We start from the raw sequence: 17,189 nt of genomic DNA, 5'->3' as shown, positions 1-17,189 counted from the left end.
TTAAATTTTGTTGATGATGATTACTTCGTCGCCCGATGTTGCTTTATTAAGCTTAACTATAGCACCACCGTTGATTTTTTCTTCCTTAATTGATTTTCCTGTTTTAGCATTCAATACCTTTACATTGAATTTTCCCGTTGATTTACTTAAGTCGAGATTGATGGCTTCAGAAGATGCATTATATAAAATGTAAGCTTTACCTGCATTTTCCAATCCGTACTGTTTTGCAGTTTTACCTGCCGGAAGAAACGGTTTCATGGTTGATGCAAGATTTAAAACTGATGCATCAAGCTCATCAACATTTGATAGTGAACCACCTGCCATTAGAATTGCCCAACCGAAACTATCAAAGCTGTCTCCGGAATAAATCACCGCTTTTTCAGGAAACTTAGTTTTGTATTCTGATACTGCGTGATAAACTTCTTCGAAAGATGTCTTTTTTGGCTTTAGCAAACGGGCATGTTGACGTGGAGCCAAACTTAAACCACCTTGTGGTGCATAAGCAGTTCCATCGGCTTGATAATTCCAATATCTGATATCAATTAAATCGACAACATTTGCACGAGTCGGGTCGGCTAAGATAGCATCCTGAACATCTTTAGTAACACTTAAACCAATAATCGGGTGTTTGCCGGTTTCCTTTTCCCATTCTTCAATGGTATCAATCCAAAACTGAACGAAATGCAAAGGGCCTGTAAATTCAGCGCCGATTAGTTGAATTACACCTGAATTTCCGTCAAAATTTTCTAAACATTTTCTGATGTAGGCTTTATGTATCGCTCTGCGATGTTCGTTTGTGACATCATAATATTGTTCGGCCATGAAAATACGTTTATCGCCCGCATAAGGCACGGGTTCAGGGAAGCCGGTATTGTTAATGTTGTTTGCAGTACGCCATGGGAAATCGGCATAATGTGCTCCTGCCTCGATAATATTGTGCTGAAAATAATTTTCGTGGATTAAAACCAAACCTTTTTGGTCGGCCAAGTTGGCAAAAGTTTTTAATCGGTCCCAATACCAAAGGTTGTACTTTGTAATGTCGTATTTGCTCAAACCATCCCACGCCTTATCTTGACCGCTACGGGCATAAGGCAATTCGTAAAAAGGTGGCCAAACTTCTCCGTCCATACGACGGATACGCTCGTGGTCATCTCTCCTTCTATCGTACCAAAGACCATAGTTATGTTCTAAAATTTTAACTGAACCATTTTTCATCGAATCGGTAATTTCATCCAAATCATCGGTTAAGCCATTACCCTCACGACCAGGAACAAAACGCGTAACATGGAATTTGGTGTTTTTTAACCCATAAGGACGAGCGCTTCCGTTCCACCAAGGAACTTCCTGACGATTGCCAACAACAACCTCATTACCACGAACCAACCAACCATTTTTAATGTTCATTACCGGGGCAAGTGCAGGTTGAACAATTTTATCAACGCCAATTTTATCGATACTTTTAGCTTGATTGCTTTCTATAGAAATTTTATTTCTTATTGATGCAGAATCTATATATTCTGAAACCGTTAAGGCTGGTTTGTAAGCTAGTTTGGTCAATTTTAGAGCTACATCTACAGGAGGACTGCTGGATGCCTCGGTTTCCATAGGAAGCACAAAGGCTCTTGCATCAACCTCATTTCCTAACCTATCTTTTAATTGCGCATAATACAGACTTCTTGGCTGAATTTGTTCGTTCGACATGTCCCAATAGCCGTTCCCAGCAAATTGAGACCAAGTTCCAAATGCCCAGTTCTGAGCGGTTGGCGGTTGAAAATTATCTACTCTTGCGGCACTGCATTGCCAAAAAACACTATTGGCGGCGCTCCAGCCTGCGCCTTGTCCATCCTGACCTCGGTTCAAATAACTTAATGCTTGCCCATCGATATTTACGATATCAAACAAAACACCTGATGCCCAACTATCAATTGCACCACTAAAACTGAATGGCAGATACGACTGGCATTGAACAAAAACATTCGGTCCTGGCGCACAGAAACCAACTGCAAAGTCGTGGTAAGCATATTCAGAATATAGCCTTTGAAAAAGTGTTTGCTGACCCGTGGTTAAAAAAGTGTAGCGACGTTCGCCTCCAATCTCTGAAATTGGTGCAAGCGATTTACAATCTTCAACCGTAATTCTTTTTACGGTTTCCAGAACATTTACGGAAGAGCCTGCAAAATGTTCAAAAACTACCTGACGAACCCAGGCATCTTCCACATTTTCTAAACAAATGGCTGTCCAGCGATGGTATTCATCTTTGATATTGTCTTTGTGATAATCTGATTCGAGTTTTAAATTTTCAACGCCCGATTGCGCTATTCTTCCGTCCCATTGGTATTTTGAAACTGTTCCTCCACCGAACTTAGAATCCAAAGCGGTTGTAATCGGCGCATCGAAAGTGATTACAGAACCATTTATTGCGATGATTTTTCTATCCCAACGAATATCTCTTGTTCCGGGTTTCCAACCTAAAGCGCTTTCACCACCACCAAATTCAACCGTTTTCAAAGTCTCAATCCACTCTTTTGTTGAAGGACGGTTTATGATGATTTTATCGCCGACTTTAAAGCCTTTGATATTTGAAACCGTTACTTTATTTGAATTTACGGGAACGTAACTATCAGTGATGGAAATTGGCGTTTCTTCTACTTTATTTTTTTTACCTAAAATTCTGATTACACCGATTCTATCCAAACCTGTTGCAAAGATTTTAGTTCCGTTTTCACCAAAGCCACTTCCACGGAGTACAACACCAGATGCTGATAACTTTAAGGTACCTACAACTTCGTATGTTCCTTTTTCTAATAAAACCGCACCACGCAAACCATCTTTTCCAACGGGTAATTTTGAAACGTAGTTAATGGCCGACTGAATTCTTAAAGTGGCATCACCTTTTGAAACGGGAACAACAACTTTAACTGAAGCACTTGGAATTGCTTTTTCGCCCGCCATGTAACCTGCATAAGAAAAATCGGGAATACGATTTCCCTGCTCATCAGGCGTATAAGCCATTTTGCCGTCCTTACCTTTAAAAATAGGTTTTGGTGGTTCAACAGGCTTTGTTTTTTGGGCGAAAGAAAAATTTGTAACCAGAAAAAGTAAAGCCAAAAGAGGCAGTACGCTAGTTTTATATATGTGGTTAGTTTTTGGCATTGGTATTAATTTTTCTTTTTATGCTCTCCGTCATTGCGAGGTACGAAGCAATCTTACTACAATTTGCAGGTTAAAACTATCGCTTTAAGATTGCTTCGTGCCTCGCAATGACGAACTGACTAAGCGGTGCGCTTAGTATTTCGCTTTAGTCTTTCAGCTTTTCCCTTTAAACTTTCAACTCTCTCTCAAGGCCTCACTTTATTCACATCTACCAAGCTATTCAAATAAACTTCGATATTGGAATATCCCGATTTCGAAATCTTACTTGCATCTTTTCCATCCTTCGGATTTAAACCATGTTTTGTTTCCCAAGCATCAGGAATTCCATCATTATCCGAATCCAAATAAGGTTTTCCTTTGTATTCCGGATAACCGCCAACTTGAGCGATATCAGAAATAATACCCTGTTTATAAGAATCAGCTGGTAAACGGCGCTTTACGTAACTTTGCTTTGCGGGCAATTTTCCATCTTCAACATGCTCTATTTTGCCCGTTGTAACTTGTTTAACAATACGTTGGTCAACAGCATCGCGAACGGGTAAGCTTGCACCGGCATTCGCCAAAACATAATCGTAAGCTTTTTTTGTATCGATGATGGAAATTTTCGCCATTGGCAAAGGTTTGTCTACACGAATCGAATCTAGCAATTTTTGCTTATCGCGTTTACTTTCTGGTTGAACGCCTCCATCCCAATTATTTTTGGTTACTTTTTCATTTCCTTCAATAATATTTCCGGTAACGTATGCTCTTCCAAATTCGTTGGCAAATTTTTTATCTCGACCAGATTCTGGTTTCAATATTCTATAAGAAATCGGTTCTCCAGCCGGTGTGATAGGTCCTGGTTTGTAATAGTTGTTAATGAAACTATAAAACGATGCGTTGTCGCCACCATCAGCACTTCTGTTCCACCAGTTGAAAATTACATTATTGGCAAAACCAAAATCGCCATACATACCTACAGATGGGTTACGACTGATATTTGATGCCCACAGATTACGCATGAAAGTGGAGTTTAATCCTCCAATTGTACTACCAAAAGCGTGATTATAGGTATCCAAAGCTTCAGAAAAAATCGAATTTTGAATGGTAACATTTACAGTAGGCAATTTTTCAGGTTTCGAGCCATCTTTCGGGTCGTAAACATGCCGGTAAATAGACATATTTTCATCCAAACCCCAACTCGCTGAAACGTGGTCAATCATTATATTTCCGACAGGATTACCGCCGATTGCATCATCCCTACGGGTAACATCAGTAGCGCCACGACGGAAACGCATGTAACGAATCACCACATCATGCGTATTAATCCATACTGATTCGCCGGCTACACAAACGCCATCACCAGGCGCACTTTGACCTGCAATTGTAATGTAAGGCGCTCGAATAATCAGCGGGGTTTTTAGTTTAATAATCCCTGAAACATTGAAAACTATAATACGTGCTCCGCCTTGTTCGCAAGCTTCACGTAAAGTTCCTTTGCCTGAATCTTCCAAGCAGGTAACCACATAAACCTTACCACCACGACCACCAAAAGAATAAGCTCCCCCACCTTCGGCGCCAGGAAAGGCAACCATTTTGGACTGTGGTAAATCGCTCGGTTTTGCAGCCCATGGAATATAGGGTTTGCCATGCTTGGCTTCTTCATCAACAATCGGTTTTACCTTTAAAAATTGAAGTTCTGATTTCTCTTCAATACTTTTTAAAAGCGAATCGGCTTTCTTTTCCATCGCCTCTGGAATCACCGGGTATTGAGAGAAAGCCAAGTTTGCAGTACCCAAAATGGCCATGAGTAGTGCAAAAGAAAAATATTTTTTCATCTTAATTTGGCTTAACTGTTGATACTGGAACAACGCTGTTTAAATACACTTCGATGTTTGAATAACCACTTTTGGTAATTTTCATTGCATCGGATGCATCCTTTGGATTTAAACCATTTTTCAATTCGTATGCATCAGGCATGCCATCGTCGTCAGAATCCTTATACGGTGTTCCTTTGTAAACTGGATAACCACCAACTTGAGAAACCTCTGTAATGATTCCTTGTTTATAAGAATCGCCCGGTAATCTGCGGTGTTCAAATTGAAATGCTGAAGGTTTTGCATCTGGGTGAACCTCTATTTTACCAGTAGTTACCTGTTTTACTATACGAGTATCTACAGGATCTCTTTTTGGTAAAGTTGCACCTGCGTTTGCAAGAACGAAATCTTTAGCCTGTAAAGTTGGAATTATAGTAAGCTTGGGCATTGGGAAAGGTTTGCTGGCCTTCATCGCAGCAAAGTAAGGCGACGCTTGTTCGTAAGACATAAGGTTGCCTTTTTTATCCTCTACCTGAACGCCACCATCCCAATTGTTTTTGGTTACTTTTTCATTACCATCAATTATATTTCCGGCAACATAAGCCCTTCCAAAAACTACATAAGGCAATTTACTTCTACCGGATTCTGGTTTTAAAATACGGAAGGAAATGGCATCTTTTAAATCGGTAACCGGACCTGGTTTATAGAAGTTATTGATAATGTTGTACTGAGCGGTGTAATCACCACCATCTGTAGAACGATTATTCCAGTTGAATACTACGTTATTTGCGAAATTGAAAATACCGTTCCAGCCTATTGATGGATTACGAGCACCATTATCTGCCCAAAGATTCCGAACAAATGCACAATTCTCGCCACCCAGTGTAGAACCAAAAGCATGATTCCAATAGTCAAGCGCTTCAGAGAAAATTGAGTTTTGAATGGTAATATTCACTGTTCCCAATTTTTCTTCGGTTTTGCCAGTGCTATCATTATACATGTGGCGATACATCGACATGTTTTCATCTAAACCCCAACTTGCAGAAACGTGATCTATCATGATGTTTCCAACCGGGTTACCACCAATGGCATCATCACGGCGGCCAACAAAAGTTTCTCCCCTTCTAAAACGCATAAAACGAACAATCACATCATGCGTATTTAACCAAACAGATTCGCCAGCTACACAAACACCATCACCAGGGGCCGTCTGACCGGCAATGGTAATGTATGGCGCACGAATCATTAATGGTGTTTTTAATCTGATAATTCCAGAAACGTTAAAAACCACTATTCTTGCACCGCCCTGCTCACAAGCATCGCGTAAAGAACCCGGGCCACTGTCATTTAAATTTTTAACTACAATTACTCTTCCGCCATGCCCACCAAAACTGTAAGCGCCTCCGCCTTCAGCTCCGGGAAACGCCAATAATTCAGACTGTGGCAAATCATTTGGTCTACCTGCCCATGGAATGTAAGGCTTACCCTGTTCGGCTTCTCTTTTTATAATTGGCTTGGCTTTTTCCCATGCAATATCAGATTGATGGTAAGCTTCTTTCATCATTGAATCAGAAGATTTTTTTACATCTGCAGGAATATTTGGATACTGTGCAAAAGAATAATTTGCTGAGAATGCTAACACTGTTGTTAACAACAGATTTAATGTAGTTCTTTTCATTTGTTTTGCTCGTTGGGAAAGGCAAAGATTTTAAGCGAATATTTTTATCAGATATAAATCTACATATAAAAATAAAAGATTTTGGCTCATTTCTTTTGATATTCCTGGTTATTAATTTTGGTTAGAAAGTATATTATCTTTCAAATTTAATGGCTAAAAAAAGCTATTTACTATAGAATTTTCTCTACCTATTATACAATATTATCAATTCAAAAAATAAGCTGTAACATTGTAAATTCATTATCACAGCCACGTTACAAGATAGAAATAAAATTCATATATAAATGTAACATTCTTAAATAAAAAAGGAAGCGATTTCTCGCTTCCTCTAAAACCAAATATAAAATTAACAAGGCAAATGAGCTAATGCCTTAATTAAGTTCTTTAATACTATTGAAGTGGATCGAAAGGACCGCCCCAAGTATTGTTTTGCTGAAGATTAATGTTGTTGTTTATTGCAGCTGTCGGAATTCCATAGAAATAATTACCGGCTTGGAAATTAATATTCTGTGTATCCAAAGCTTTTAAACTTAGCGTAAAACTAGATGCATATAGCGCATCTAAGGATGTTATTGCAGAGGCTTCTCTTGTTGATGCAATATAATCAGTTGCTAAAGTTCCACTTCTGTTTAATTGAATTACAAGTGCATTTCTTTTAGTACCGTTTAGTGTAGATTCTAACAATTTTCTTCTGCGTAGATCAAAAAATCTTTTACCCTCGAAAGCAAATTCAATTTGTCTTTCTTTCATAATTGCAGCAACAAGATCTACACGCGACATGCCTGCAGTTAAGCCGTATAAACCATCTGTACCTGCTTCTATGCCAGCTCTTTTTCTTATTGCAATTAAATTTGCATAAGGCTCGTCAGATAATCCTAATTTATTCAGCTCTGCGGCACTTTCTGCTAAATTTAAAAGTACTTCCGCATAACGAATTTCAATCCAATCGGTTCCAATAAAGGTACTTGGAGATGCTTTTGTTTCATCTACGCCCTTACGTAAGTAAAATCCTGTGTTACTTGCCGCAGTTGCTTCTGTTGTTTTATTGGTTGTACCACTTGATGCACTATAGTAATAATAAGTCCATACACGAGAACCATTCATAACACTGCCCCAAGTTGCCCCATTATAGGCAATTGTCGCATTAAATCTTGGATCTCTATTTTTGTAAAACGTAGCCAATGTATATGGATATTTTGTTGATGCTCCTGTACCTGTAGCAGGTTTACCATCTAACATTGGGAAGGCTAAACTCATTTCGTAACTCGGCGTATATGAGCCACTTCCAGAAACCGACCTTGGTCTTGCTCCATTATCGAAAGTATTGTTATTCATATTAATATCAACAGTAGAATTGTTGTAACCTGTTACTAAAACAGCTTCTGGATTTAAAGGCGCACCTGTTGATGTTCCACCTTCAGTTGTCCACATGGTATAATCAAACTTAGAATAAAGTCCGAAACCGTTAGCAGATAAAAGTGTAACTGCCGTTTTGCTCGCATCGTAAGCCGCTTGCCATCTTGCTATATCGTTACTAGGATTAAATTCAGGGCTTGCATAAGTTAATAATACTCTACCCATAAATGCAGCTGCTGCTCCCGAGGTAATCCGACCATAATCAGCTTGTTTAGGCCATTTTGCTGGTAAATATTTCACACAGGAATCTAAATCTCTTTTTACCTGAGCAAAAACTTCGCTGGTTTTAGCACGTGGTGTTAAAGCCAATTGCTTTGCTTCATCACCAACAGCATTAAGTGGTACTAAGATTAATGGTACGCCACCATATAATTTCGCTAATTCGAAATATCTATAGGCTCTCCAAAAATAAGCCTGTGCAGCGAATCTACGTTTTACAGCAATATCTAATGTACCAGCATTTAAATCTCTTAGGAAAGTGTTAATTATTCTGATTTTACCATAGCTATTATTGGCAGCATTTGCAACGCCTAAATCGGTTACGCTTTCTATTGTTGCCGTACCCAAAACAAATACGTTACTGCCCTGACTTTCTTCAGTTAAGTTATATGTACCTGCCGAGTGAATTGAACCACCTGTTGTACCAAACCAGCCAGGCTGATTTTGACTATAGATGTAATCCACATTTAATTTAACAGTTGTAGAATCATTAAAGATCTGCTCAGCAGTAAAATTTCCTACATCCGATTTTTCTAAAACTTTTTTGCAATTGGTTAGCGATAATACAGCTAAGCTAAGTGCAGTTATAACGAATATCTTTTTCATTTTTATACGTATTAAAAGCCAATATTTAAACCAAACGACCAAGTTTTTAGTGTTGGATAAGCATATAAAGCTGTTTGAAGATCTCTGTATTGACCAGGGAACGGATTAATAAATTGAATTGGATTAGTAGCAACAGTATAAATCCTTGCACTAGCCATACCTATCTTATTTGCAAATTTAGCTGGAATGTTATAGCTTAAATTCAAGCTGGTAACGTTGAAACTTGTTGCTCTTACCAACCAAAAATCAGTTGTTGTTTCAAAATTTGTTCTAAAGAATGGGTTTGGATATGCCGCGTTAGTATTTGTTGGTGTCCAGTGATCAACCCAGTAGGCTGCTCTATTATCATAAATTGATGCACCAGTTGCAGCACTAGATTGGTTTGCTGGTTTCTGACCATCAATACTTGTCCAGCCACCCCATGACATACCCATAATTACATTTAGCACTAAACCTTTATATCCTACGCTCCAGTTTAAACCCAAAGCATTGTGGTTATTCTGTCTGCTTTTAATAAAAGCCTGATCTTTTTTATCGGTACTAATTACACCATCACCATTTACATCTTCATAGTTGATCATACCAGGTTGAAGTGGTTGTCCAAAAATCTTAACATTTTGAGCACCACCAGCAGCAGCGGCTCTTTGTGCAATAATAGCATCGGCATCGGCTTGCGTTCTAATAATACCAAGTGATTTGTATCCGAATACACCCAAGTCAGATGATCTTCCTGTCACATCCTCAACTGTGCCGACAATTGCCGCAGATTGATCTACTTTTAACATTTTATTATCCATCCAAGTATAGAATGGGCTAAAACTATATGTAAAATCTTTTCCAATTTTGTCTCTCCAAGCAAGTGAAAATTCGTAACCAAATGTATTTGCATTGGTGTAATTTTCAGTTGGGGTACTTGCTCCAATTGTAGCTGGTACCGATGAGCTTAATGAAGTTAAGATATCTGTTCCATGATTCCAATAGTATTCTCCAGTAAATGATAAACGATTTTTTAAGAAAGCCATATCGATACCGTATGATGTTTTGAACTCTTTATTCCAGGTAACATCTGCATTTGGAATGGCTAAGTTAGGTTTGATTGCGATTGTTCTGTTATCGTTACCGTTAAATACAGCTCCACCAGCACTTCCTGTTCCTAAGTTGTAGTTGGCTAAATATTGGTATGCTTTTGTATTATCAACTCCTGATAAACCAAATGAAGCTCTGAACTTTAGCAAATCTAACCATTTAAAATTATCTGCGATGAAAGGTTCTCTTGATGCAACCCATCCCACAGACGCTGCTGGAAAATTACCCCAGTTATTGCCTGGTGCAAATCTTGAGCTTCCGTCTCTTCTGAAAATAAATTGAAATAAATATTTTTGATCGTAATCGTAATTAAATCTGGAAATGAAAGACTGAAAGCCAAAAGTACTTACAGCAGACGATTGATTAGAACTTGAAGCACCAACTGCGAAAGACTGATAATCTAAAGCGCCAGCTACTAAGCCGGTTGCTTCAGCGTTTACACTTTCACTATATTGTTCGCGTTGCTCAAATAAGGCTAAAGCCGAAACACTGTGTTTACCGAATGTACGGCTGTAAGTTAAACCGCCATTTACCTGGTAAGAATCTGCAAATGTTGGTGTTAAACGAACCTTATCACCATTTAACACATTAAATGTACCCGTTAATGCACCGCCAGGAATATGGCTATTTGCACCCAAACCAGCATACTTATAATAAACGAATGTAGTACCGAACTGCTTATTGTTGGCAGCATTTAAGTTTTTATTAAATGTACTTGTTACTGTTAAGCCTTTAATACCTGGAATTTCGTAGGTTACTTTCGCTAATATATTTGTTGAAGTGTTGGTACCCCCTGTGTAGTTATTTGAATTTTGAATCTGGAAGAAGTTAATGTTATCATTACCACCAGTATTACTTCCACCAATTACAACAGGATTACCATTTATAAAATATTCTTGCCAAGGCTGAACGTTTTGTAACGATGCAGCATCATTATCTAAGTTTTCTGAAGTACTGGCTAATTTATACCAATAACTTCTAGAATAGCCAATGTTTGCATTTAAAGATAGTGATGTAACCAAACCTTTGGCTGGTTTTGCTTCAACTGAAGCTCTTAAACCATATTTATGCGAATTGATTCCTTTAAAGTTGCTATTCTGATTTACAAAATCGCCACCGATAAAATAGGTTACCTTCTCCGTACCGCCGCTAATATTAGCTGCCGTACGCCAAACGTAAGCCGGACCAAATGCATCATCGAAATAGTTGTGTGAGTGGGTAGAAAAATAATCCAACTCATCTGGCGTGTACCAAGTTGCGGTTCTGGTATTTGCGGGAACACCTGCCGTAACTAAATAACCATCGGCATTGTAAAACTTATCTACTGGCACACCAGGGACAGTTTGAATGTATGCGGATGCGTTTGTATAATCATTTGAAAAAGTTCCCAACTCTAACGAATTCATAAATTTAGGCATAATGGTCGCTGTAGAAACACCAAGTGAATTACTGATGTTAAACTTAGGCGCACCGATTTTACCTTTTTTGGTACGAATCATAACCACACCATTTGCTCCCTGAATACCAAAAATAGCGGCTTCCGCATCTTTTAGGATAGTTACACTTTCTACTTCGTTAATATCAAGATTATCAAAATCTGCCTGTGTTCTGATGATGTCATCAATTACGAACAGCGGATTTGTTCCCTGTCCACCATCTTTAGCAAATACAACCGGATTACGAATCGTAATTGTAGTTCCTTGCCCTGGCCTTTGCGATCCTCCGGAAACGCTTAAACCTGGCGTTGTTCCTTTTAAAGCTGAAGTAATGTTTAAAGCAGGAATATCTTCAACTGTTTTTAAATCTGGCGATGAAACCGATCCTGTTAAAGAGCTTTTCTTTTGTGTGCCATAACCCACAATCACCACGTCATCAAGATTTTTATTATCTGGCACCAATTTAACGTTTACTGTAGATTGTGTACCTACTGTAACTTGTTGCCTGATGTAACCTATATAAGAAAACACCAAAACATCGGTATTGGATTTTACCTGAATGGTAAAAACGCCATCGGCATTGGTACTTACATTACTTGGAATTCCTTTTAGGCTTACATTAACCCCGGGAATTCCGGTACCATCCGATTGATCTACAACCTTACCCGTAACCTTTCGGTCTTGTGCAAAGAGGACTGTACTTACCAGTAGCATCACCAGTAAAGACAATGAAATTTTGCGTAAAAATTTTAAGTTCATATTTATTATTTGGTTAGTTTTTAATCTATTTTACTCCTATTTAATCTGAGCTAAGAGGTATAATTTTTTATAGCGACGGCTTAACAATTAATATTTTTTTAATAGCAATTGTCACTCACAATCTCATATTTATTGATGCTTTTTATATCAAGAAGATTTTGCACATCAGTTTTTCGCGAAAAACCTGTAGGAATTTTATGATAAAGATGGCTCATCTATCTAATCTTGTTGTTTCTATATGTTGGTTAGAAAGTATATTAAATACTTCTTTGGTTTATAAAATGACCTTCAAAAGGCTTAACTATTATTATTTTCTATACATTATTACCAATGCAAACCAAATAACTCTATGCTAATATTGGATCATTTTAAAATCATTACAATATAAATATAAAATTCATATATAAATGCAATATTCTTAAATAAAAAAAAATAAAAAAATTTGATGGAGATTCATTTACATTAATCCATCAAATTTATTTTTAATTCGACTGTGCAGCAGCAGCCTTTCTTCTCTTCTCCCACTCTGCACCTTCTTTCTTTAAATCGTAACCTTGGGCCGATAAATAGTTATTGATTCTGCCTTTGTACTTACCAAACCATGCGTGCTTTTTATCTGATGATTCTGCATCTATAGCATGTTCCCTTGCTTCGATTAGCCAAACCATAATTTGTTTTTTCTGGTCTTCGGTAAGGGTTAAAATTTCTTCCTGATAAGCTTTATAGGTGATGGGAAGAATATTGTAAGTCATGCCATTCTTAACCAAGTCTATCTGGTCTGTAGTTAACTGAGCTGATAATTTATTAATGTATTTAGCATGAAGCTTAGCCAGCTCGGCTTCTACTATGCGATTTTCTTTTGCTAAGGCAGAATCTCTTTCTACTTTATTGGATGCATTTTTTTCTTTCAGATCTTTAACTTTCAGATCTCGATTTGCATAGATATCATTTAAGTTACTGTATTGGTCTCTAATAATATCCCTTACCTTCGTTGCTTTCTTTTGATCGGTTACTCCGATATTGGCTACAATCTTATCTGCACGCTCGGTAATTACCTTTACATAGGCAAGCTTTTCTTCTGCAGTTTTATCTTGCGCAAAAGTAGCGGTTAGAGAAGCGCAGGTTAATAAAAGGATTAAAATGGATAATTTCATTATTGGATATTTTTATTATGAATTGCTTTTTTTAATTAAATTGACATCTCCACAGAAATGCACCTTTAAACCGAGTTCGTCCATCGCGGCGGCCTTAATTCTGCAGGCTTCATGAGCGCTGGCCTCGTAATTGGTATACACAACTTGAATGTGGTTTGCTTTATGCCTTGCCATCATTTGATCGCGGCTTATGCCTTTTAAAATAGCATGCATTATTGGCCATTCTGGAGTAGTTAAGTTCCATCTTCTATCTGTTTCTGCTTTAGGCAATGCCACAACCTCACCTACTCCAAGATCGCAATGTAGTTCATTTTCTAATACATACACTCTACTCCAAACAATAAAACCAGGTTTACTAATTCCTTTTAACGATCCTCCGCCTAAACGAAAATACATAGAAGGTTGCCTATCGCTACTTGCGCCTTTGTAACCATTTATAAAATGTGCTGGCGGTGCAGCACCCGAAATTAAGAAAAGCCAAACAAAACCATCAATATCTTCTCCCTTATAATTTTCTCCCCAACGGATGTCGTGCAGGGTATTTTCTCCGGTCATTCCTAACTCATTCCATAAATTATAAGTAACCAGAGCATCTAAACCAGCACATTCATCTACTTCATTAAAATGCGGAAGTGCTTTTTTTGCATATAATTCTTTCCCATCGTTTGAAAAAACTGGTGGACGATCTTCATTGTTTAATAAACCTTCAACTAAATCACTGGCTACTGTTAAATCTTTTAAACCTTGTTGGTACTGAATTCCAATCGTATCGCAACTAAAATTATCGGCTATACGCAAGGCAGAAATGTACATTTTACATTGTTCCAAGGTTTGATTTTTGGTTAGTTCCGTATCTTCATCAGTTCCCCAGTTAAAAGTCATGCCCTTATTAAGTAACCAATCTAAAACTGTTTGAGCTTCAGCATCTGTAACCTGAAGCATACCAGCATACAAGGCAGATTGGCTTAAACGTTCTTTAAAAAAGCCGGTTTTATGCAACAGTTCATCTGGAATGATAGCATTGTACATTCCCATACAACCTTCATCAAAAACGCCCATAATTACCTTGCGTTCTTTTAAGTTACGGGCAAAGGCTCTTCCAATCTTTTCATCGGATGCAGGAATTTTATTTAAGGCAAAACTTTTAACATGACTTTGATCATAATTTATTTTACCTGTTAAAAGCCATTCTTGCAAGCCATCGGTAAAAAAATCATCAGTAAAGTTTTCGCTCCAAAGTGTGCTGTACGTTATATCGGCTTTTGTTAAACAGCCGTTTAGATTTAACATGCCAACCAAACCTGGCCATTGGCCACTCCAGTTTGCAACCGTTAGTATAGGGCCTTTATGTGTAGTTAAACCAGCAAGAACATGATGAGAATATTGCCAAACGCTTTCTGCAACGATTAAAGGCTGTTCTGGATCGATATTTCTAAAAATATCCATACCCATTCTTTGCGAATCGATAAAGCCATGTTTTTTTGTAGCGTCGTAAGGATGTGCACGTTTTATGGTGTAGCCAAATTTCTCAACTGCAGCGGTTAGTTTTTGTTCCATCTGTAGCTGCGCTTCCCAACAATTTTGATTTGCTGAAAGTCGTAGATCTCCACTAGAAACCAACAGAATTTGCGCTTGAATACCTTGCTTCATAATTCATTAATGAACAAATTATTTTTATATAAATAATTTATCGGTTTATATTTTGGTTATCGCCTAAGAGGCTATATACAAAACTCTGCAATCAATAACAGTAATTACTAGTAGTTTTTAGCAAATTAATATAGGATGTTATCATATTATAACCTAACTTTAGTGTCGCAATGCTTATGATTTGCTAAACATATCGCCTTGCCAATAACCAAATATTTACAATTTATATGAAACCTCATTTTCATAAAGTTCCCGTTACGCTCCAAAGCTCTTTCAGTATCCGCCATGATATTAAACCAGATTTTGGAAACATTTGGCATTACCATCCAGAATTGGAATTGCATTACGTAATTAAAGGCGAGGGCGTTCGTTTTGTTGGCGACAACATTAGCAATTTCGAGCCTGATGAAATGGTATTGATTGGTGAAAATTTACCGCATACCTGGCGATGTAAGGATGAATATTTTCAGGGAAATCCAGATCTGAATACCGAAGCTATGGTGATTCACTTTTTGCCCGATTGTTTAGGCAAGTATTTATTGAGTTTACCTGAGGCTTATTTGATTCCGAAATTATTTGAAAAAGCCAAAAGCGGAATGGTTATTTCTGGAAAGGCAAAAGAGAAACTGGTTGATTTAATGAGAAAAGCTGTTGATGCAACTAATCTGGATCGCATTATCATATTACTTTCCATTCTTAAAACCCTGGCAGAAACAGATGAATACGACACTATTGTAACGAGTAAAAATACTTTTTATCAATCTAACGAATCGGAAACATTGCGTATTAACAAAATTTGCAACTACACCCTGAGCAATTATAAAAAGGATATTACACTGGATGAGGTTGCGTCATTGAGTAATTTAAGCGTGACCTCTTTTTGCAGGTATTTTAAGTTGATGACAAAAAAAACCTTTTATGATTTTTTAATCGAAATTAGGGTAAGTCATGCCTGTCGGTTTTTAATTGAAAACAAGCTTCCAACCGAAATGATCTGTTTTGATTGCGGTTTCAATAATGTATCCAATTTTTATCGTCACTTTAAAAAAGTAACCGGAATGACGCCATTGGATTATAAAAGAAAGTACTTGAATTAAGGATTTCAATTTATCTTTTCCGTTTCCGTCATTTCAACAGCACAGCGTAATGGAGAACCTTCAAACATTAGTTTCAAGGATTTTTCCGCTACGGCTGAAGGAAGAATCTATGAACCTTCTACTTTTCAAAAACCGCGAGATTTAGAATGTGTTAAATAAAAACCTGAATATTTAAATCACTTCTCAGCGCCGAGTAATCCTCAAATAGTTTTTCAACTTCTTTTACTACAGTTGGGGTAAATGAGCCCACTGCTCTCCGTGTAAAGGTCGAGATATTTAAGCCTCTTTTTTGCAGAAAATATTTTGATACAATTGGATAAACATTATGCATCACATCCATATTGTCAATTAAAAACTGTTGTACCGATTGAACTTCGTTTTTCAGGCTTTCATCATTATAATGATCGCAAAGCCAAACAATTAACTCCGGAAAATAATTGCCCTGAATACAGGATAATCCAGAAGAACCCGCTTTTAACGATTCCACGGCATGAACAATATAAGCATCGTACAAACCAAAAGCATAACCCTCTGTAAGTTTTAGTTTTTGCTTAATCTGTTCCAAATCCAGGCTGGTATCTTTATGGTAAATTACCCTGCCTGTTGATACAAAACTAGCAAGTTGCTCTGGCGTTAAAACCCTTTTATAGGGAACCGGACACTCATAAAAACCAATGGGAATTTCGCCAGTCTGTTTCAGCAAATCAAAAACACGATCATCAAAAACTTCATCAGATTCATTTTCATCAGCCAACAAGCTTGTAATGGCGATAACAGCCTCAACACCTTGATCGCTTACCTCTTTAACAAAATCTGCCTGTTTGGAAATTGCTCCACCAAAGGTCCCCGTTGCGACTACCGGCACTGCTCCATCCACAACTTTTATAACATGTTTTATGGCCTGAATCCGCTCCTTATCTGTTAGTTCGAACATTTCGCTAGAGAGGCAATTTGCGAATAAACCAGATGATCCAGCTTGCAAGTAAATCTCTGTTAACTGTGTAAGTGCAGGATAATCGATATTTCCGTTGCTTAAAAAAGGCGTAAGCATGACCGGGATGAACCCTTTTTGTGAGTTTTCCATTTGTTAAATGATGATTTAAATTCTTATTTAAATGACTGTCTGAATTAGGTTCGAA

9 protein-coding genes are annotated in these 17,189 nt (G+C 37.7%); 1 reads left to right on the top strand and 8 read right to left on the bottom strand.

The window, feature by feature from the left end; genetic code table 11:
• From DF947_RS01035 to DF947_RS01005, 7 genes are all read right to left on the bottom strand, one after another.
• Positions 1 to 3,153, bottom strand: a complete 3,153-nt coding sequence (locus tag DF947_RS01035) for a DUF6298 domain-containing protein (RefSeq protein ID WP_109927835.1) — start codon at positions 3,151 to 3,153, stop codon at positions 1 to 3.
• Positions 3,154 to 3,338: 185 nt separating this feature from the next.
• A complete protein-coding gene (locus DF947_RS01030; RefSeq protein ID WP_109927834.1) occupies positions 3,339 to 4,970 on the bottom strand; it encodes a polysaccharide lyase in 1,632 nt (543 codons plus the stop codon).
• A 1-nt stretch (position 4,971) separates the two neighbouring features.
• A complete protein-coding gene (locus DF947_RS01025; protein WP_109927833.1) occupies positions 4,972 to 6,627 on the bottom strand; it encodes a pectate lyase family protein in 1,656 nt (551 codons plus the stop codon).
• Positions 6,628 to 7,017: 390 nt separating this feature from the next.
• Positions 7,018 to 8,868, bottom strand: a complete 1,851-nt coding sequence (locus DF947_RS01020; RefSeq protein ID WP_109927832.1) for a RagB/SusD family nutrient uptake outer membrane protein — start codon at positions 8,866 to 8,868, stop codon at positions 7,018 to 7,020.
• An 11-nt stretch (positions 8,869 to 8,879) separates the two neighbouring features.
• Positions 8,880 to 12,149, bottom strand: a complete 3,270-nt coding sequence (locus tag DF947_RS01015; RefSeq protein ID WP_109927831.1) for a SusC/RagA family TonB-linked outer membrane protein — start codon at positions 12,147 to 12,149, stop codon at positions 8,880 to 8,882.
• Between the two features lie 482 nt (positions 12,150 to 12,631).
• A complete protein-coding gene (locus DF947_RS01010) occupies positions 12,632 to 13,303 on the bottom strand; it encodes a DUF3826 domain-containing protein (RefSeq protein ID WP_109927830.1) in 672 nt (223 codons plus the stop codon).
• Between the two features lie 15 nt (positions 13,304 to 13,318).
• Positions 13,319 to 14,953 (bottom strand): fucose isomerase, encoded by a 1,635-nt coding sequence (locus DF947_RS01005; RefSeq protein ID WP_109927829.1) that lies wholly within the window; start codon positions 14,951 to 14,953, stop codon positions 13,319 to 13,321.
• 227 nt (positions 14,954 to 15,180) lie between these two features.
• Here DF947_RS01005 and DF947_RS01000 point away from each other — a divergent pair, with 227 nt between their 5' ends.
• A complete protein-coding gene (locus DF947_RS01000) occupies positions 15,181 to 16,050 on the top strand; it encodes an AraC family transcriptional regulator (protein WP_109927828.1) in 870 nt (289 codons plus the stop codon).
• 151 nt (positions 16,051 to 16,201) lie between these two features.
• On the opposite strand, the gene DF947_RS00995 is transcribed toward DF947_RS01000, so the two are convergent.
• Entirely contained in the window at positions 16,202 to 17,134 is a 933-nt protein-coding gene (locus tag DF947_RS00995; protein WP_109927827.1) for a dihydrodipicolinate synthase family protein, read from the bottom strand.
• Positions 17,135 to 17,189 lie beyond the last annotated feature (55 nt).

The sequence above is a fragment of the Pedobacter paludis genome, assembly GCF_003173575.1.
Taxonomy (GTDB): Bacteria; Bacteroidota; Bacteroidia; order Sphingobacteriales; family Sphingobacteriaceae; genus Pedobacter; species Pedobacter paludis.
Note: the sequence above shows the minus strand (reverse complement) of the source record. Positions and strands in the feature narration are given on the sequence as shown.

Bases quoted from the DNA above. Each gene is read 5' to 3' on its own strand.
- DF947_RS01030 (WP_109927834.1), bottom strand. From the start codon at position 4,970: ATGAAAAAATATTTTTCTTTTGCACTACTCATGGCCATTTTGGGTACT.
- DF947_RS01035 (WP_109927835.1), bottom strand. From the start codon at position 3,153: ATGCCAAAAACTAACCACATATATAAAACTAGCGTACTGCCTCTTTTG.
- DF947_RS01005 (WP_109927829.1), bottom strand. From the start codon at position 14,953: ATGAAGCAAGGTATTCAAGCGCAAATTCTGTTGGTTTCTAGTGGAGAT.
- DF947_RS01000 (WP_109927828.1), top strand. From the start codon at position 15,181: ATGAAACCTCATTTTCATAAAGTTCCCGTTACGCTCCAAAGCTCTTTC.
- DF947_RS01010 (WP_109927830.1), bottom strand. From the start codon at position 13,303: ATGAAATTATCCATTTTAATCCTTTTATTAACCTGCGCTTCTCTAACC.
- DF947_RS01025 (WP_109927833.1), bottom strand. From the start codon at position 6,627: ATGAAAAGAACTACATTAAATCTGTTGTTAACAACAGTGTTAGCATTC.
- DF947_RS01020 (WP_109927832.1), bottom strand. From the start codon at position 8,868: ATGAAAAAGATATTCGTTATAACTGCACTTAGCTTAGCTGTATTATCG.
- DF947_RS01015 (WP_109927831.1), bottom strand. From the start codon at position 12,149: ATGAACTTAAAATTTTTACGCAAAATTTCATTGTCTTTACTGGTGATG.
- DF947_RS00995 (WP_109927827.1), bottom strand. From the start codon at position 17,134: ATGGAAAACTCACAAAAAGGGTTCATCCCGGTCATGCTTACGCCTTTT.